The organism is Streptomyces sp. D2-8 (genome assembly GCF_023184515.1).
In the GTDB taxonomy this organism is placed as follows: Bacteria; Actinomycetota; Actinomycetes; order Streptomycetales; family Streptomycetaceae; genus Streptomyces.
Genome location: NZ_JAAHBP010000027.1, coordinates 100,271 through 117,732 on the forward strand (window position 1 = coordinate 100,271; position 17,462 = coordinate 117,732).

The 17,462-nt window shown below is 72.1% G+C and carries 16 protein-coding genes and 1 pseudogene; 10 read left to right on the forward strand and 7 right to left on the reverse strand.

All coding sequences use genetic code 11. The annotated features are described in order from the left end of the window. Positions 1-253: 253 nt before the first annotated feature. Positions 254-1,012: an SLATT domain-containing protein gene (locus G3I77_RS35885; RefSeq protein WP_248510663.1), complete on the reverse strand. Its 759-nt coding sequence runs from the start codon at positions 1,010-1,012 to the stop codon at positions 254-256. A gap of 277 nt (positions 1,013-1,289) precedes the next feature. Between G3I77_RS35885 and G3I77_RS35890 the strand changes: the two genes are divergently transcribed. The 3 genes from G3I77_RS35890 (at position 1,290) to G3I77_RS35900 (ending at position 2,977) form a co-directional block, all read left to right on the forward strand. Then, the gene (locus G3I77_RS35890) at positions 1,290-1,631 is read left to right on the forward strand and encodes a YbaB/EbfC family nucleoid-associated protein (protein WP_078885280.1); all 342 of its coding nucleotides are present in this window, start codon (positions 1,290-1,292) and stop codon (positions 1,629-1,631) included. Positions 1,632-1,725: 94 nt separating this feature from the next. Next, positions 1,726-2,325 carry a recombination mediator RecR gene (gene recR, locus G3I77_RS35895; protein ID WP_248510666.1) on the forward strand — a complete coding sequence of 200 codons (600 nt, stop codon included), beginning with the start codon at positions 1,726-1,728 and terminating at the stop codon, positions 2,323-2,325. Next, positions 2,318-2,977, forward strand: coding sequence for a DUF5063 domain-containing protein (locus G3I77_RS35900; protein WP_248510670.1), 660 nt, complete (start codon positions 2,318-2,320; stop codon positions 2,975-2,977). Before recR ends, G3I77_RS35900 begins: the two co-directional genes overlap by 8 nt. A gap of 121 nt (positions 2,978-3,098) precedes the next feature. On the opposite strand, the gene G3I77_RS35905 is transcribed toward G3I77_RS35900, so the two are convergent. Continuing rightward, positions 3,099-3,935 carry a PhzF family phenazine biosynthesis protein gene (locus G3I77_RS35905; RefSeq protein WP_248510672.1) on the reverse strand — a complete coding sequence of 279 codons (837 nt, stop codon included), beginning with the start codon at positions 3,933-3,935 and terminating at the stop codon, positions 3,099-3,101. 172 nt (positions 3,936-4,107) lie between these two features. Here G3I77_RS35905 and G3I77_RS35910 point away from each other — a divergent pair, with 172 nt between their 5' ends. Then, entirely contained in the window at positions 4,108-4,632 is a 525-nt protein-coding gene (locus tag G3I77_RS35910) for an SgcJ/EcaC family oxidoreductase (RefSeq protein WP_248510674.1), read from the forward strand. Between the two features lie 6 nt (positions 4,633-4,638). Here G3I77_RS35910 and G3I77_RS35915 read toward each other — a convergent pair whose 3' ends face one another. Next, on the reverse strand, positions 4,639-6,000 hold the full coding sequence (locus G3I77_RS35915) for a HAMP domain-containing sensor histidine kinase (RefSeq protein WP_248510676.1): 1,362 nt from the start codon (positions 5,998-6,000) through the stop codon (positions 4,639-4,641). After that, the gene (locus tag G3I77_RS35920) at positions 5,997-6,707 is read right to left on the reverse strand and encodes a response regulator transcription factor (RefSeq protein ID WP_248510678.1); all 711 of its coding nucleotides are present in this window, start codon (positions 6,705-6,707) and stop codon (positions 5,997-5,999) included. Before G3I77_RS35920 ends, G3I77_RS35915 begins: the two co-directional genes overlap by 4 nt. 233 nt (positions 6,708-6,940) lie before the next feature. On the opposite strand from G3I77_RS35920, the gene G3I77_RS35925 reads away from it, so the two are divergent. The 4 genes from G3I77_RS35925 to G3I77_RS35940 all read left to right on the forward strand — a co-directional run bounded on the left by G3I77_RS35925 (position 6,941) and on the right by G3I77_RS35940 (position 11,558). Continuing rightward, a complete protein-coding gene (locus tag G3I77_RS35925) occupies positions 6,941-8,215 on the forward strand; it encodes an aspartate kinase (protein ID WP_248510680.1) in 1,275 nt (424 codons plus the stop codon). Further along, positions 8,215-9,291 (forward strand): aspartate-semialdehyde dehydrogenase, encoded by a 1,077-nt coding sequence (locus G3I77_RS35930; protein ID WP_248510695.1) that lies wholly within the window; start codon positions 8,215-8,217, stop codon positions 9,289-9,291. Before G3I77_RS35925 ends, G3I77_RS35930 begins: the two co-directional genes overlap by 1 nt. 522 nt (positions 9,292-9,813) lie before the next feature. Then, positions 9,814-10,389 carry a SigE family RNA polymerase sigma factor gene (locus G3I77_RS35935; RefSeq protein WP_248510736.1) on the forward strand — a complete coding sequence of 192 codons (576 nt, stop codon included), beginning with the start codon at positions 9,814-9,816 and terminating at the stop codon, positions 10,387-10,389. A gap of 128 nt (positions 10,390-10,517) precedes the next feature. Further along, on the forward strand, positions 10,518-11,558 hold the full coding sequence (locus G3I77_RS35940; protein ID WP_374388138.1) for a hypothetical protein: 1,041 nt from the start codon (positions 10,518-10,520) through the stop codon (positions 11,556-11,558). 53 nt (positions 11,559-11,611) lie between these two features. Here G3I77_RS35940 and G3I77_RS35945 read toward each other — a convergent pair whose 3' ends face one another. Both G3I77_RS35945 and G3I77_RS35950 read right to left on the reverse strand, forming a co-directional pair. Continuing rightward, the gene (locus G3I77_RS35945; RefSeq protein WP_248510699.1) at positions 11,612-12,406 is read right to left on the reverse strand and encodes an SURF1 family protein; all 795 of its coding nucleotides are present in this window, start codon (positions 12,404-12,406) and stop codon (positions 11,612-11,614) included. Positions 12,407-12,506: 100 nt separating this feature from the next. Continuing rightward, positions 12,507-13,207 (reverse strand): annotated as a pseudogene (locus G3I77_RS35950) (class I SAM-dependent methyltransferase). Between G3I77_RS35950 and G3I77_RS35955 the strand changes: the two are divergent. Next, complete coding sequence (locus G3I77_RS35955; protein ID WP_248510741.1) at positions 13,139-13,288, forward strand: hypothetical protein; 150 nt, start codon at positions 13,139-13,141, stop codon at positions 13,286-13,288. The pseudogene G3I77_RS35950 and the gene G3I77_RS35955 sit on opposite strands and share 69 nt — an antisense overlap. Positions 13,289-13,465: 177 nt before the next feature. After that, positions 13,466-15,325, forward strand: coding sequence for a prolyl oligopeptidase family serine peptidase (locus G3I77_RS35960; RefSeq protein WP_248510701.1), 1,860 nt, complete (start codon positions 13,466-13,468; stop codon positions 15,323-15,325). Between the two features lie 125 nt (positions 15,326-15,450). Here G3I77_RS35960 and G3I77_RS35965 read toward each other — a convergent pair whose 3' ends face one another. Then, positions 15,451-17,346 carry a TrkA family potassium uptake protein gene (locus tag G3I77_RS35965; protein ID WP_248510739.1) on the reverse strand — a complete coding sequence of 632 codons (1,896 nt, stop codon included), beginning with the start codon at positions 17,344-17,346 and terminating at the stop codon, positions 15,451-15,453. Positions 17,347-17,462 lie beyond the last annotated feature (116 nt).

A 17,462-nucleotide genomic window follows, 5' to 3' on the forward strand; every position in this document is an offset into this window, starting at 1 on the left:
GGCGATCGTCGTCGCCCGGGACGCCACCCGCCCCCGATCGGCTGCGCGAGCGGGCCCCTCACCCTCACCGGCTCGACCGCGCTCGCGCCCGTCCTGCGCGAGGTGGCCGAGACGTACGAGCGGGACTGCGGCGGCGATCACCCACCTCGCCCGCGGCAACGGCCAGGACGTCATCCGCACCCGCGGGCACGTGCCGTGCTGGACACCAAAGGGCCTGACGCCGTGCGCGCGGGACGGCGGAGACCGAGGCCGCTCACCGCGGCTCGGGCGGCCGCTGCCGAGGCATGTTCGGCCGCGCGCCCCCCGCCGGAGGCACCGCGAACCGTCCGTTGACCCCCACCTCGGCTCCGCGCCCCGGCCCCGGGAACACCACCGCCTGCAGTCCCACCGGCGCGGCACCGCCCGCCCGGAACTCCCCCATCCAGTCCGCCGTCTCCACCCGGACCAGCTCCGTCACGTCCTCGGAGAACCTCCGCAGCACCCCGAGGCACCGCTCGGCGGCCTCGCCGGCCGTCCCCTCCGCCGGTCCCAGCACCTCGCGCACGCTCTCCGCCGCCCAGTCGAACTGCAACGCCTGAAGTCGCCGCTGCACGGCCTGCGCGGTGGCCACGTCGCGCATCCACCCGGACGTCACCCCGAAGTACTTGTCGACGGCCACGCACGCCGCCCCCAGCAGCAGCGCCAGGCACCCCCAGGGCGCGATCCCGCCCGCGACCCCGGTCAGATCCAGCAGGGGCAGTGCGACCCCGGTGACCGCCCCTGCCGCGGCCCCGCAGCGCAGCACCCGCGCGCACCGCCGCTTCCACACCCGGTCCGCGAGATACCAGGCCGCCGTCCGCAGCGCCCCGCGCTCCACCCACCGGTACAGCTCGTCCAGCCGGAGGGCCGGCTCGCCCCAGTCCCCGAGCGGAAAGACCCGCCCGGTCAGATCGCCCGGCCGCAGCCCGGCCGCCGCCTGCTCGCCCCGCCCGTCCTGAGGCGGCCCCTCGGGCTGCATCTCCGGCTGACCCACCCGGCACTCCTCACTGACCACGAATGACCACGTACGGTTCACTCACCGATCACGCTGCGCGATGGACGAACGCCCGCATGCCTGAACGCGCCCGACCCTTCCTACCTCCCAATGGGTGGCGAAGACGTAGCTTTCGCCTCTTTTCCGCCCGGAAGTATTCCTTGATCAGGTATAGGGCGCGAGGGGGACTCACTCGAAAGAGTGCTGGGGCGACGGCAGCCCTGACCACGTAGGCTCGTGCCGAACGGGAAAACCCGTACCGAGCAAGGAGCTGATCGTGATCCCCGGTGGTGGCCAGCCCAATATGCAGCAGCTGCTCCAGCAGGCCCAGAAGATGCAACAGGACCTGGCACAGGCGCAGGAGGAACTGGCGCAGACGGAGGTCGACGGCCAGGCGGGCGGCGGCCTGGTGACCGCCACCGTCACCGGCGCCGGCGAGCTGCGCGCTCTGAAGATCGACCCCAAGGCGGTGGATCCCGAGGACACCGAGACCCTCGCCGACCTGGTCGTGGCGGCCGTCCAGGCGGCCAACGAGAACGCGCAGGCGCTCCAGCAGCAGAAGCTGGGCCCGCTCGCGCAGGGTCTGGGCGGCGGAGGCATTCCCGGCCTGCCGTTCTGACCCCGCGCACCGCCTTCCTCGGACAGGCGGCAGACAACTACGGTACGTACGGGACGGTGTGTACCGACCCCGAAGACCCAGGAAGGGCAGTCCGTTGTACGAAGGCGTGGTCCAGGACCTGATCGACGAGCTGGGGCGGTTGCCCGGCGTCGGTCCCAAGAGCGCCCAGCGGATCGCCTTCCACATCCTCCAGGCGGAACCGACGGACGTACGGCGCCTCGCGCAGGCGCTGATGGAGGTCAAGGCGAAGGTCCGCTTCTGCGCGACCTGCGGCAACGTCGCGCAGGAAGAGCTGTGCAACATCTGCCGCGACACCCGCCGCGACCGGGCCGTCATCTGCGTGGTCGAGGAGCCGAAGGACGTCGTGGCGATCGAGCGCACGCGTGAGTTCCGGGGCCGCTACCACGTCCTGGGCGGCGCGATCAGCCCGATCGACGGGGTGGGCCCCGACGATCTGCGGATCAGGGAGCTCCTGGCCCGGCTCGCCGACGGCACGGTCACCGAGCTGATCCTCGCCACGGACCCGAACCTGGAAGGCGAGGCGACCGCGACGTACCTCGCCCGCATGATCAAGCCCATGGGCCTGAAGGTCACCCGCCTGGCCAGCGGCCTCCCGGTGGGTGGGGACCTGGAATACGCGGACGAGGTCACCCTCGGACGCGCCTTCGAGGGGAGACGACTCCTAGATGTCTGACGCCACGCTGCACGCGACCGAGCAGAACCCGGACGATTTCGCGGTCCAGATCGCGGACCAGATCGAGAGCTTCCTGGTCGCCGTCACAGAGGTCGCCAAGGGCGACGAGCCGGAATCGGCCGTGCCCTTCCTCCTGCTGGAGGTCTCCCAGCTCCTCCTGGCCGGCGGCCGGCTCGGCGCGCACGAGGACATCGTGCCCGACGAGCGCTACGAACCGGACTCGGGCCCCGAGCCGGACGTCGACGAGCTCCGCGAGAACCTGGCCCGCCTGCTGGACCCGATCGACATCTACTCCGAGGTCTTCGACCCGTACGAGCCCCGCAAGGCGCCCGTGCCGGCCCGGATCTCCGACGACCTGGCCGACGTCATGGCCGACCTGCGCCACGGCATGTCCCACTACCGCGCGGGCCGCACCAGCGAGGCCCTGTGGTGGTGGCAGTTCTCCTACTTCTCCAACTGGGGCTCCACCGCCTCGGCGACCCTCCGCGCCCTCCAGTCGGTCCTGGCCCACGTCCGCCTCGACCAGCCCCTCGCCGAACTCGACGGCCTGGACACGGACCAGGGCATGGGCGACGACACACTGGAGATCGAGGCGGGCCGCGTCATGGCCGAGGAGATCGCCGGCCCCCTGGGACTGCGCCCGGCGAAGTAGCCGTCCGGCTCCACGGGTTGACGCCCGGGAGCCGCACGAAGGCCCGGTGCAGCGGCACTCGGGCCTCGGCCGCTCCCGGAAGCCCCGTCGTCTCTCCGATCGCGAGGAGAGCTGCCGTAGGTCAGAGCCGTACGGCCGCCCCCGTCACTCCGATTCCCGTGTCCGGCTCCGCCGGTACCGTCACGGTGATCGTGCTCGGGCGTCCCATGTCCACGCCCTGGTGGACGGTGAGTGTGGCCGGAGTGCGGACGAGGCCGAACTCGCGCAGGTAGCCGCCGAACGCGGCCGCGGCCGCTCCCGTCGCCGGGTCCTCGGTCACACCGCCGGGCGGGAACGGGTTACGGGCGTGGAAGACGGCGGGTGACTCCCGCCAGACCAGGTCGATCGTGGTCCAGTCCCTGCGGGCCATGAGGGCGGTGAGCGCGGCCATGTCGTAGTCCAGGTCCGCCAGCCGGGCCCGGCTCGCGGCGGCGAGGACCGGGTGCCAGGCCCCGCCGAAGGCCACCCGGGGCGGCAGCGCCGGGTCCAGGTCCTCCGCGGACCAGCCCAGGATCGCCAGCAGTTCGGCGAGGTCGGCCTCCTCGACCGGTACCGAACGCGGCGCGACGCTCACCAGGGTCGCCACGAGGGTGCCGTCCGCCGCCCGCTCCGTGGTGACCGTGACCGGGCCCGCCGCGGTGCGCAGCAGCAGCCGCCCGGTGCCGTGCCGCTCCGCGTGCGCCACGGCCGTGGCGATCGTCGCGTGACCGCAGAACGGCACCTCCGCGAGCGGGCTGAAGTACCGGACGTCCAGGGGGCCGTCGCCGGACCCCACCACGAACGCCGTCTCCGAGTAGCCGACTTCGGCCGCCGTCGCCAGCATCACCGCGTCGTCGGCCCCGCTCGCGTCGAGCACCACCCCCGCGGGGTTACCGCCCTCGGGGTCCGTGCTGAACGCCACGTAGCGCAATACCTCCATGCCCCGACGGTAGCGCCGGGCCTCCGGCCACGCTGCGTGATTTGGAGGCTCCTTGTACGTCCCCTGTATGCGGGCTGCACGGCCCCTAACCGGTGAAACGCGAGTCTGGAGTCACTTCCCCCGCGGAGAACGCGGAGGCAGGACGACTCCCTTCGATCTCACTGGAGATGCCATGAACCGTCACCCCGCCCGCCGGCGCATAGCCGTCGCCGTCGCCGGCGCGGTCCTGGCCGCCGGCGCCTTCGCCCTCGGTGCCGGGGTCGCCGGAGCCGACTCCGGGAGCAAGGGCACGAAGCACGCCAGGCCGATGACCAAGGCGCAGGTGCTCGGGCTGTTCGACAACTGGAACGCCGCGCTGCGGACCGGTGACCCGGAGAAGGTCGCCGACCTGTACGCGAAGGACGCGGTCCTGCTGCCGACCGTCTCCAACCAGGTCCGCACGGACAGAGCCGAAATCGTCGACTACTTCGAGCACTTCCTGCAGAACAAGCCGGTCGGGACCAAGATCGAGTCCGTCGTCAACGTCCTCGACCGCGACACCGTCATCGACACCGGCGTCTACGAGTTCGCCCTCACCGACCACGCCACGGGCGAGAAGAGCACCGTCGAGGCCCGCTACACCTACGCCTACGAGAAGCAGCCGGACGGCACATGGCTGATCGTGAACCACCACTCCTCGAAGATGCCGCAGGGGTGAACCGGGTCAGCCGCCGGCCCGGTGGGACGCCCGTAGCGTGATCGTCACGCACAGGCCGCTCCCCTGGGGAGCGTCCGTCAGCGCCACGGTCCCGCCGTCGTCCGTCGCCAGCTGCTTGACGACGGCGAGACCGAGGCCGGAGCCGGACTTCCCGGTCAGGCCCTGGCCGCGCCAGAAGCGGTCGAACGCGCGGGACTTCTCGGCGTCCGACATGCCGGGCCCTTCGTCCAGGACCGACACCCCCACCACATCGCCCCGGGGCTCCACCCGCACGGTGATCGTCCCGCCGTCGGGCGAGACCTCCAGGGCGTTGGAGAGCACGTTGTCCAGCATCTGGTCCAGATGACCCGGGCTGGACAGCACAGACGGCCGGCCGTCGGCACTCCCCCCGAGCGCGATGGTGACTCCGCGCTCGTCGGCGGCCGGCCTCCACACGGCGAGCCGTTCCCGCACGATGTCCATCAGCGGGAGCGGCTCGGCCGCCGTGACCTTCGCCTCGGCCCGGGCCAGCACCAGCAGTCCGCTGACCAGCCGGCTCATCCGTACGACCTCCGCCGTCGCCTGCTCCACGTCCTCGCGTACGAACTCGTCGTCCACCCCGTCGGCGATGTTGTCCAGGGACAGCCGCAGGGCGGTGAGGGGCGTGCGCAGCTGGTGGGAGGCGTCCGCGACGAAGATGCGCTGGGCCGCGATCAGGGTGTCCAGGCGTTCGGCGCCCTGGTTGAGGGTGCGGGCCAGGGTCTGGGTCTCGGGCGGGCCCGTCACGGGGGAGCGGGCGGTCAGATCGCCGTCGCTGAACTTGCTGGCCATGTCGTTGAGCTGGCGCAGCGGCCGGGTCAGACGCCGGGCCACCCCGACGCCGAGCAGGGCGGCCACCCCGAGCACGAGCACGGCGAGGACCGCCCGGAAGCCCCAGATCTTCCACAGCCGGCTGGTCATCTCGTCGGTCGCGTACACGATGCGCACGGCGCCGACGACCCGGTCCGTGCCGGCCGCGCGGGCGGGCACCGTGATCACCAGCTCGGGGCCCCAGATGACGGAGGAGCCCCAGTCGGTCGTGGGTCTGCCCTCCTCCAGGGCCTTGGTCAGTGCCGCGTCCGCCGTCGGCCGCGGCAGGTCCGCCGGGCAGCTCGCGGTGCGGGTCACCTGGATCTCGTCGTCGTAGGCCTTGGCCATCTCCTCCAGGGCCCGGCAGGAGGCGGCCCGGCCGTCGCCCAGCAGCAGGGCCATGGCGTCGGCCTCGCGCAGGACGGCCGACCTGGTGTCATTCCGCAGCTGGTCCGTGAGCGTGAACGCCACCGGCACGGTGAACAGCGCGATGGCGACCGCGACGAGCAGGACGTAGCTGCGGACGAGCTGGCGGATCATGAGACGGCGCCGCTCCCGCCCGTGTCGATGCTGTCGGTGATCTCCAGCCGGAAGCCGACCCCGCGCACCGCCTCGATGGTGATCGCCCCCGCGAGCTTGCGGCGCAGCGCCGCCACGTGCACGTCCAGTGTCTTCGTCGGCCCGAACCAGTTGGCGTCCCAGACCGCTTCCATGATCTGCTCGCGCGACATCAGCGCCCCGGGCTCCTCGGTGAGGAAGGCCAGCAGGTCGTACTCCTTGGGCGCGAGGGCGACCTCCTCGCCGTCCAGACGCACCCGGGCCGCCTTGCGGTCGACCGTCAGGCGGGTGCCGTAGCGGTCGGGGCCGGCCTCGGGCGTCCCCGCGGGGGTGCGGGGCCGCGTGCGGCGCATGACCGCCCTTATCCGCGCGATGACCTCCCGGACGCCGAACGGCTTGGAGACGTAGTCGTCCGCGCCCAGCTCCAGGCCGACCACCCGGTCCGTCTCGTCGCTGCGGGCGCTGATCACGATGATCGGGACGTCGCCCCGCCCGCGCAGGGCCTTGCAGACGTCCAGCCCGTCGGTGTCGGGCAGGCCGAGATCCAGCAGGACGACCTCGTAGGGACCCTCGTGCCGCAGGGCCGCCTCGCCCGTGGTGACCCACTCGACCTCGAAGCCGTAGCGCTTGAGGCCACGGCGCAGGGACTCGGCGACCGGCTCATCGTCTTCCACCAGGAGTACGCGCACAGCCGAACCCTAGTGCTTGAAAGTTGAGTCACCCGGATCGCCCGCGTGTGGATTGTGACGCCGGGCACTTTCTCGAGTGGCCTGGGCCCAGATGGGCATGAGCGACTCTGGGCGGGCGGCCGAGATCTCACCATGCGATATCGCGGAGGGGTTTTTCGGACGCTCGTTAGACTGAGCCGACCGCGGTACGAATGCGTATGAGCGGACAGAGACGGATTGAGCGAGGAGCGCACGTGGGCCTTGTCGTGCAGAAGTACGGAGGCTCCTCCGTAGCCGATGCCGAGGGCATCAAGCGCGTCGCCAAGCGAATCGTGGAAGCGAAGCAGAACGGCAACCAGGTGGTTGCCGTGGTTTCCGCGATGGGCGACACGACGGACGAGCTGATCGATCTCGCCGAGCAGGTTTCCCCGATGCCTGCCGGGCGCGAACTCGACATGCTGCTGACCGCCGGAGAGCGGATCTCCATGGCCCTGCTGGCCATGGCGATCAAGAAGCTGGGCCACGAGGCCCAGTCGTTCACCGGCAGCCAGGCGGGTGTCATCACCGACTCGGTCCACAACAAGGCCCGGATCATCGACGTCACGCCGGGCCGGATCAAGACCTCGGTGGACGAGGGCAACATCGCGATCGTGGCCGGTTTCCAGGGCGTCAGCCAGGACACCAAGGACATCACCACGCTCGGCCGCGGCGGCTCCGACACCACGGCGGTGGCTCTCGCCGCCGCCCTCGACGCCGACGTCTGCGAGATCTACACCGACGTCGACGGCGTGTTCACCGCCGACCCGCGCGTGGTGAAGAAGGCCCGGAAGATCGACTGGATCTCCTTCGAGGACATGCTCGAACTGGCGGCATCCGGGTCGAAGGTGCTGCTCCACCGCTGTGTGGAGTACGCCCGCCGGTACAACATCCCGATCCACGTCCGGTCCAGCTTCAGCGGACTTCAGGGCACATGGGTCAGCAGCGAGCCGAAGCAAGGAGCAAAGCAGGTGGAGCAGGCTCTCATCTCCGGTGTCGCGCACGACACCTCCGAGGCCAAGGTCACGGTCGTCGGCGTGCCGGACAAGCCGGGCGAGGCGGCCTCGATCTTCCGCGCGATCGCCGACGCCGAGATCAACATCGACATGGTCGTGCAGAACGTGTCCGCCGCCTCCACGGGCCTGACGGACATCTCCTTCACGCTGCCGAAGACCGAGGGCCGCAAGGCCATCGACGCGCTCGAGAAGAACAAGCCCGGCATCGGCTTCGACTCGCTGCGCTACGACGACCAGATCGGCAAGATCTCCCTCGTCGGCGCCGGCATGAAGACCAACCCGGGTGTCACGGCCGACTTCTTCACGGCCCTGTCCGACGCGGGCGTGAACATCGAGCTGATCTCGACGTCCGAGATCCGCATCTCGGTCGTCACGCGCGCCGACGACGTGCCCGAGGCCGTCCGCGCCGTGCACTCCGCGTTCGGGCTCGACTCCGACAGCGACGAGGCCGTCGTCTACGGAGGCACCGGCCGCTGATGGCCGGACCCGACCGAACCGGCCGGTCCGGACGCCCGACGCTCGCCGTGGTGGGAGCGACCGGAGCCGTCGGCACGGTCATGCTCCGGATCCTGTCCCAGCGGGCCGACGTCTGGGGCGAGATCCGACTCATCGGCTCCCCGCGCTCGGCCGGCCGCAAGCTGGCCGTGCGCGGCGAGGAGACCGAGGTCGTGGCGCTCACCGAGGAGGCCTTCGACGGGGTCGACGTCGCCATGTTCGACGTCCCCGACGAGGTCGCCGAGCGGTGGGTGCCCCTCGCCGCCGCCAAGGGCGCGGTGGTGGTCGACAACTCCGGCGTGTTCCGGATGGACCCCGACGTGCCGCTCGTCGTGCCCGAGGTCAACCCGCACGCCGTGCGGATGCGCCCGCGCGGCATCATCGCCAATCCCAGCTGCACGACGCTCTCCATGATCGTGGCCCTGGGCGCGCTGCACGCCGAGTTCGGGCTGCGCGAGCTGGTCGCCTCCTCGTACCAGGCCGTCAGCGGCGCCGGGCGCGAGGGCGTGGCGACGCTGCGCCGGCAGCTGTCCCTGGTCGCCGGCACGGAGCTGGGCACCCACCCCGGTGACGTACGCCGGGCCGTGGGGGACAACACCGGGCCGTTCCCGGAGCCGGTCGCGCTGAACGTCGTGCCGTGGGCCGGTACGGCGCGTGAGGACGGCTGGTCGTCGGAGGAGCTGAAGGTGCGGGACGAGTCCCGCAAGATCCTCTGCCTGCCGGGCCTTCCCGTGGCCGTCACCTGTGTCCGGGTGCCGGTGATCACCACGCACTCCCTGACCGTGCACGCCCGCTTCGAGGGCGAGGTCACCGTCGACAAGGCCCGGGAGATCCTGGCCACAGCGCCCGGTGTCGTGCTGTTCGACAACCCGGCCGCGGGGGAGTTCCCGACCCCCGCCGACGTGGTCGGCACCGACCCGACCTGGGTCGGGCGGGTCCGGCGGGCGCTGGACGACCCCACGGCGCTCGAACTGTTCGTGTGTGGGGACAACCTGCGCAAGGGTTCCGCCCTCAACACCGCGCAGATCGCCGAGCTGGTCGCCGCCGAGCTGTCCTGACCCGGTGACCGCCCGGGTTTTCGTGAAGTTTCGCCGCGCCGTAAACCCCGGGCCGATGTCATAGGCAGTTTGTAGGATCTGTGCACGACATGTGAGCCGGTCGATGGTCCGGACCACTTGTCCATGGCGCTTCGGCATCAGAGGATTTACCTCCCCGTCCTCCGCAACCGTGCGGAGGGCGGGGAGCGTCTTTGCGGTCACCCTTCGACCGTGGGAGCGCTTCATCAGGCGTGGGGACGCCTGGAAACGGACGTGGGGACGTCCGTTCACATCTGGACATAGGGGAAGAGCGGGACGCATGCGGGCATTTGATGCACCATCGGTTGTGCTGCCTGACGCGGGTAGATCGTCGACGGCGACGGTCGGCGTGAAAGTGACGCCCGGCACGTACAACCCTCACGGGGGTCAGCGTGTCAAACAAGCGTGGCAGAGGTACTCGACTTCAGCGCGGCGCGCGGCACGGTCCTTCGACCGCCCCGTGTGGCGGCCCTCCGACCCCGCATGGCCGGTACGCCCGGTGGCATGCCGGTGATCGCGCCCGTGCCCGCAGCGCGGCCGGCCCGCATCCCCAACCAGCGTGACGGCGCGGAGGACGGCGTAGCGGCCGGCACCTCCGTCGACCACCTCACCGAGACCTACCGGGCGCACTACCGCTCGCTGCTGGGTCTCGCCGCCCTCCTCCTCGACGACACCGCCTCCTGCGAGGACGTCGTCCAGGAGGCCTTCATCCGGGTCCACTCCGCCCGCAAGCGGGTCCGCGACCCCGAAAAGACCCTGGCGTACCTGCGCCAGACCGTCGTGAACCTCTCGCGCTCGGCGTTGCGCCGCCGCATACTCGGCCTGAAGCTGCTGTCGAAGCCCATGCCCGACATGGCCAGCGCCGAGGAAGGGGCCTACGACCAACTGGAGCGCGACTCCCTCATCAAGGCGATGAAGGGGCTGCAGCGCCGCCAGCGCGAGGTGCTCGTGCTGCGCTACTTCGCGGACATGACCGAAGCGCAGGTCGCCGAGACGCTCGGCATATCGCTGGGCTCGGTCAAGGCGTACGGCTCGCGCGGTATCGCGGCGCTCAGGGTCGCCATGGAGGCGCCGGTATGAGTGACGGCAACGGCGCGGGCGGCAAGGGGCGCGACCGCCCCGAGCCCCCCGAGCGCCTCGACGGGCGGCAGGCGCCGACAGGGCTGCACGGGCAAGAACCGAAGCAATCGCACGCTGGGAACGGAACTGTGAACCACGGCCCCGACGACCAGAGCCCCGACGGGCTCGACTCGGACGAGCTGGACCTGCGCAGGATGCTGCACCACGTGGTGCAGGAGGTGGAACCGCGCGACGGCACCCTGGACTATCTCCGCAAGGCGGTGCCGCAGCGCCGGACCCGCAAGCGCCAGGCCGTCGTCGGCATGGCCGCCGCCGCGCTCTTCATCGGCACGGCCATCCCCGCCCTCGTGCACGTCTCCAACGCCACCGGTTCCGACGCCAACCCGTCGGTCGCCGGGCACGCCTCCGAGACCCAGGGCGGCGCGAGCGAGGGCAAGGGCCCGGCCGGCGGCGAGAGCACCGCGGGCGGCTCCTCCGGCAAGACCGAGGACAAGGACAAGGCCGACAAGAAGGAGAAGGACAAGGGCGAGGGACCCGGCGCCTCCACCGGCGCGTCCCAGGGCGCCGACCCCTCCTCCTCCACCGCCGCCGGCATCGCGGCGTGCACCCCGGCCCAGCTCGGCCCCGCCTCCGGAAGCAGTAACGCCCCCGACTCCACGGGCGCGGTCTCCGGCTCCTTCCGCGTCACCAACGTCTCCGGCGCGGCCTGTACGGTCACCGGCCCCGGCTCGGTCAGCGCGCTGCCGCAGGGCGCGGCCGACATCAGCAAGGTCGGTTCGGCCCGGCACACGGCCGGCGACGCGGCGGCCGGGCTCCTGCCCGACCCGTCCCTGGAGGCCGCCCAGCTGGTGCTCCAGCCGGGCATCGGCTACGACGTGAAGTTCGCCTGGGTCCCCTCCGAGACCTGCCCCACCCCCGGCGGCAGTGTCGGCGGCCCCGACCCCAGCCCCGAACCCACCCCGACGGACGACCCGGCGGCCACGGGCGGCACCTCCACCGGCGGCGACACGGCGGGCACGGCCCCCCAGCTGGCCACGGAGGACGGCACGGTCGACGGCAGCGTGGCAGTGACGTACACCCCGGTCACGGGCTCGGGCGCGAGTTCGGTGACGGTGTCCAACGCGTGCGCGGGGACGGTGTACTGGACCGGCGTGCTGGCGGGGTCGTAACCGCCTGGTCGCGGGCCGCTGCGGCGATGGGCGGCCCGGGGTGAAGACGCCGCTCACTTCACGGCGGCGTCCACGGCGACGGGCTCCTCGTCCGGCACCAGTCCCAGCTCCGTATCGCGCGCGAACTCCACCTCACGCCGCAGCAACCGGAACCACATGAAGATCACAAACCCCACGAAGGCAAACCACTCGGCGGTGTAACCCAGGTTCTGGAAGGCCTTCAGATCCAGCCCGGAATCCGGCGGAGCGGCAGCCGGCACCGCCTTCATCCCCGCGTCACCCCTCGACAGGGTGACCCACGCGTCGTACACGTCGTACGCCACCAGATTCACCAACGACGCCGCACTGATCGCCGAGGTCTGCCCGGTCGGCAGCCCGCCCTGCGCACTGACCCCGTTGTCCCCCGGCGTCTCCGACGCCTGCAACGCCCCGGTGACGGTGACCTCACCGGCCGGCGGGGCGGGAACCTTCGCCGCGTCGGCGGCCCCGGGCAGCCACCCCCGCACCACCGGCAGCGCCTCACCCGAGTCGGTCCGCAGCAGCGTCAGTACGTAGAAGCCCTGCTTGCCGTCGAGCTGCCGCCCGGGCACCAGCAGCTGTTCGCCGTACGTCCCGCGCGCGGTGACCAGCTTCCCGGACGTGGCCTTGGTCACCGGCAGCATCTCCGCCAGCGGCCGGGGCGCCTCGTGCCGGGCCTCGGAGACCTGCTCGGTCGCGGTGCGATGGTCCTGCACACGGTCCTCGAACCGGCCCAGCTGCCAGGACCCCATGAAGATGCAGAAGGGGATGGACAACAGCACGAAGACGTTGATCCCCCACCATCGGGGCGTCAGCAGAAACCGGTACACACCCCCACGGTACGGGGCTGTCGGGCAGGCCCGGCCCGCGGGGGTCGGCAACGGGCCGGGCCCTCCGGCTGGTTCCGGACGGCGAGGCCGCTGCCCGCGGTCAGTTCTTACGGGCCCGGATCGAGTACATCAGCGGGATCCGCGGTCGGCCCTGCGGATAGCGGAAGTAGCCGTCCCGCCGCTCGAAGCTCTCGGACCGCCGGAACAGCGACACGTCGTGCTCGTGCAGGAACTCGATCCGCAGCCCGGCCGCCGCGAGCGCCGAGACGACCTCGCCGACCGGATGCTGCCACTCGACCCGCCGGCTGTGCGTGAACTCGGCGCCCTCGGCCGCGTACGACCCCGCTCTCTCCTCGACCCAGGCGTCACGGGCGAAGTAGTCGTACATGATCCGCGAGCCGGTCTCGTCGTCGAGGACATCGGTGAGCGGGTGGAACTCGGCGAGATAGAGGAACCCCCGGGCGCCACCAGCGACGCGGCGGTCTCCGCCCAGCGCCCGATGTCGGGCAGCCGGCACAGCGCGCCGACTCCGGTGTACACGATGTCGTACGACGGGTCCGGAACCGCGGCCGCCGCGTCGTACACGTCCGCCGTGACGAACGCCGCACGGTCCGGACCGAGACCCAGGTCCTGCGCGAGCCCGCCGGCCAGGTCGATCGCGGCTTCGGAGAAGTCGAGACCGACGACGCGGGCGGCGCCGTGCCGGGCCCAGGACAGCGTGTCGAGGCCGATGTGGCACTGCAGATGCAGCAGAGAGCGGTTGCCGACATCGCCGACCTCGGCGAGCTCGAAGTCGCGCAAGGGGTCCTGACCGGCCCGGAAGGCGTCGAGATCGTAGAAATCACCGGCGACGTGCAGCGGCACCCTCCCCCACTGCCTTAAAGGCGTGGGGGGGACCCCCATGTCCCAGTGGGCGCGGTTGGCCTCGTTCCAGTCCGCCGGGGTGGGGGAGTACAAGAGTGCGACTCCTGGCCTGCTCGGAGGGGGGACCGGTGGAGGTTATCCACAGGCTGGGGACCTCGCCAGCGAATTGTCGGCCGGGGCGGGCAGTATGGGGCCATGACTGAGAGCAACGGGTCCGACGCGCGGGACCAGCACGAGCAAGCGGTACAGGCGGGACAGCAGGAGCGGATGCCGGACTGGGAGAAGCGCTTTCGGGCGCCCCGGGTGTCCCTGCCCGACTGGGCGGAGGACGCGCCGGACCGCTCCCTGTTCGTCTCGAACGCGACCGGGACGTACGAGCTGTACGCCTGGGACCGGTCGACGGGCGGGCAGCGCCAGGTGACGGACCGGCCGAACGGCACGACGGACGGCGTGCTGTCCCCGGACGGCGCGTGGATCTGGTGGTTCGACGACAAGGACGGCGACGAGTTCGGCGTGTGGCGCCGTCAGCCCTTCGCGGGCGGCGCGGACGAACCGGCCGCCGCGGGCCTGGAGGCCTCATACCCGGCCGGCCTCGCCCTCGGCCGTGACGGGCGTACGGCGGTCGTGGGCCGCTCCACGGACGAGGACGGCACGACCATCCACCTCGTCCGCACCGGCGAGGACCCGGTGGAGATCTACCGCCACCGCGAGTCGGCCGGCGTCGGCGACCTCTCCCACGACGGCTCGCTCATCGCCATCGAGCACACCGAGCACGGCGACGCGATGCACTCGGCGCTGCGCGTCCTGCGCCCCGACGGCACGGCGGTCGCCGACCTCGACGACACCGAGGGCGGCACCCGCGAGCTGGGCCTGGAGGTCCTCGGCTTCGCGCCCGTCGACGGTGACACGCGTCTGCTCATCGGGCACCAGCGCCGCGGCCGCTGGGAGCCCCTGGTGTGGGACGTGGCCACCGGCGAGGAGGCGGACCTGGCGCTGGAGCTGCCGGGCGACGTCAGCGCCGAGTGGTACCCGGACGGCAGCGGCCTGCTCATCGCCCACAGCTTCGAGGCCCGCAGCGAGCTGTTCCGCTACGACCTGGCCGGCCGCGCCCTGTCGGAGATCCCCACCCCGCCGGGCACGGTCTCCGGTGCGACGGCCCGGCCCGACGGCAGCGTGGAGTACCTCTGGTCCTCGGCGGCCGAGCCGTCGGCGGTCCGCTCCACGACGGGCGGTGTCGTGCTCGACCCGCCCGGCATGAAGTCGCCCGGCTCGGTGCCGGTGGAGGACGTGTGGGTGGAGGGGCCGGGAGGCCGCATCCACGCCCTCGTCCAGAAGCCGCAGGGCACCACCGGCCCGCTCCCCACGGTCTTCGAGATCCATGGCGGCCCCACCTGGCACGACAGCGACTCCTTCGCGGCGGGCCCGGCGGCCTGGGTCGATCACGGCTACGCGGTGATCCGTGTCAACTACCGCGGCTCCACGGGCTACGGCCGTGCCTGGACGGACGCCCTGAAGCACCGCGTCGGCCTCATCGAGCTGGAGGACATCGCCGCGGTCCGCGAATGGGCCGTCACCTCCGGCCTCGCCGACCCCGATCGCCTCGTCCTCACCGGCGGCTCCTGGGGCGGCTACCTCACCCTCCTCGGTCTCGGCGTCCAGCCCGACGCGTGGACCCTCGGCATCGCGGCGGTCCCCGTCGCCGACTACGTCACGGCGTACCACGACGAGATGGAAGCGCTGAAGGCGATGGACCGCACGCTCCTGGGCGGCACCCCCGAGGAGGTCCCCGACCGCTTCGAGGCCTCGTCCCCCCTCACCTACGTCGACGAGGTCAAGGCCCCGGTCTACATCTCGGCCGGCGTCAACGACCCCCGCTGCCCGATCCGCCAGATCGAGAACTACGTCAAGCGCCTGGAGACGAGAGGCGCGGTGCACGAGGTCTACCGCTACGACGCCGGGCACGGCTCGCTGGTGGTGGACGAGCGGATCAAGCAGGTACGGCTGGAACTGGAGTTCGCCGAGCGGCACTTGAAGGAAAAGCCGAGCGCCGAGTAGCTCGGGGGCGCGCGCGGGGCGGCGGCCGCGGGTGTCCCGTGCCCGGTCGCGCGGTTCCCCGCGCCCCTGGGGCCTCGGCACCGGGCACGCTTCTGACGCCGGGCTGTGCGGAACACCGCTCGGCGTCACGCCCCGGTCCGCTCCCGCCGCCTGCGCCCCAGCAGCTCCGCCAGCCCCCGCCGCGTCGCCGCCAGCACCACCCGGTCCTCGGCCCCCAGCACATAGGTGGACGGCAGGTCCGACACCAGCCCCGAAGCCGGCACTCGCTCCTCACCCGGCGTCTCGCCCTCTCCCCGCCGCCCGCCAGGAGGTGACGTATTGAGCGCCAGCACCCGCCAGGCCCCGGCCCGGAACGCCTCCCCGACCGTGCGCCCCTCCAGCTGCGGATGCCCGGCCACGGCCACCTCCGCGAACAGCAGCACCCGCCGCTCCACCGGAATCGCCCCCAGAATCTGCCGCCCCATCATCGCCCCGGCGAACGCGGGCGCGGCCAGATGCGACACACTCCGGCTGCGCGTGAGGGCGAACGGATGCGCGGCCCGCAGGGTGCGGTACACGGCCGTCGCGAAGTCGTCGTCGTACAGCCGCAGCACGACCCGCAGATCGGGCCGCACGGACCGCGCGTACAGCGAGGCCTCCAGATTCGTCGTGTCCACGCTGGTCAGCGCCAGCAGCGCATGCGCGCGGTGGATCTTCGCGGCCTCCAGCACCCCCTCCTGCGTGACGTCCCCGAGCACCACCGGCACCCGCAGCCGCCGCGCCGTGGCCATCCCCCGCGCGTCCGGATCGGACTCCACGCACACCACGGGAATGTGCAGCTCCCGCAGCCGCGTCAGCACCCGCGTCCCGATCTTGCCGAGCCCGAGCAGCACCACATGCCCGCCGAGCCCCCGCGGCGGCTTGCGCAGCGCGGACGCGGTGCGGAACGTGCCGAGTGCTTCCAGCACCGCCGCCAGCAGCACCGGCAGCAGCAGCAACCCGACCAGCCCGGACAGCAGTTGCAGCACCTGCTGTCCGGTCGACTCGTGGAACGCGGGGTCGTTGATGCCGAAGAGATCGAGCAGCGTCACGTACGTCGCGTACAGCGGATGCTCCCCGGTCACGATCATCAGCGCGACGGCGAGGGCCAGCACACACCCCACCAGCCCCGCCAGCGACCACCGCAGCCGGCGCGAGAACAGCGAGGCGAACGGCGGCACACCACCCCGCCCGGGGGGCAGGGACGGCCCGGAGTACGACACCTGCTCCAGGACGACGGTCCCGCGCCCGGTCGCCGACGCCACCGCCGCCTCGTCCGGCAGCAGGTGCGGCCCCTGCTCCCCGCTGCCCTCGGAACCGTCCGCCCCGGCCGGGTCGTTGCTCGTCGCGGACAGCAGGGCCAGGGTGCACAGACCCGGGTCGGCCACCTCGCCCGGCCGCGGCGGCTGCCGCTCCACGGCACGCAGCACGAGTCCTTCCGTCTGGACGACCTTGCTCGTGCCGACCAGGGCGGTGGCGGCCAGCGCGGGCGCGGCGGTGTCGGCGTCGGACAGCACCGTCGTCGACGCGTCGAGGCCCGCTCCCCGCCCGTCCCCGGCGGCGACGGCGGCGGTCTGGTCCAGCAGTTCCTCGATGTGCTGCCCCAACCGCCGGTTGTAGAGCCGCAGTACGAGACGGAGGCGGGGGTTGAGCCGGCGGGCGGTGAGCGCGGCGCGGATGTTGGTCTCGTCGTCGTCGTAGACGAGCGCGAGCGCCGCCGCCCGGTCGGCACCCACCTCGGTGAGCACGGCCTCGGTGATCTCCGGCGCCTCCACGACCTGTTCGTTCGGGGCCGGTTCGCCGCCGCTCGCCCCCGCCCGGTTGACGGCCGCGTTCACGACCCGGTCGAGCAGCGCCGCGGAGGCGGCCCGGGCCCGTCCGACCACGGGCTGACGCACCCGCCTCCCGGAGGGCGGTACGACGAGCGTGACCTGCTCGGCGTAGACACCACGGAGTTCGGCGGCCAGCCGGTGCGCGAGCCCGTCGTCACCGCACACGATCATGTGCGTGGCCGGATCACTCGGCTGACCTTGGTTCGGAACGCTCCCCACGAGGAGAAGACTGCCTCACCGGGACCACCGGTTCCAGAAGGGGACGGCGTTGCGTGAACGCCGGGCCG

Coding starts and splice junctions, on each gene's coding strand:
- G3I77_RS35900 (WP_248510670.1), top strand. CDS start 2,318: ATGTCTGACGCCACGCTGCACGCGACCGAGCAGAACCCGGACGATTTC.
- G3I77_RS35905 (WP_248510672.1), bottom strand. CDS start 3,935: ATGGAGGTATTGCGCTACGTGGCGTTCAGCACGGACCCCGAGGGCGGT.
- G3I77_RS35910 (WP_248510674.1), top strand. CDS start 4,108: ATGAACCGTCACCCCGCCCGCCGGCGCATAGCCGTCGCCGTCGCCGGC.
- G3I77_RS35915 (WP_248510676.1), bottom strand. CDS start 6,000: ATGATCCGCCAGCTCGTCCGCAGCTACGTCCTGCTCGTCGCGGTCGCC.
- G3I77_RS35930 (WP_248510695.1), top strand. CDS start 8,215: ATGGCCGGACCCGACCGAACCGGCCGGTCCGGACGCCCGACGCTCGCC.
- G3I77_RS35935 (WP_248510736.1), top strand. CDS start 9,814: ATGCCGGTGATCGCGCCCGTGCCCGCAGCGCGGCCGGCCCGCATCCCC.
- G3I77_RS35960 (WP_248510701.1), top strand. CDS start 13,466: ATGACTGAGAGCAACGGGTCCGACGCGCGGGACCAGCACGAGCAAGCG.
- G3I77_RS35965 (WP_248510739.1), bottom strand. CDS start 17,346: ATGATCGTGTGCGGTGACGACGGGCTCGCGCACCGGCTGGCCGCCGAA.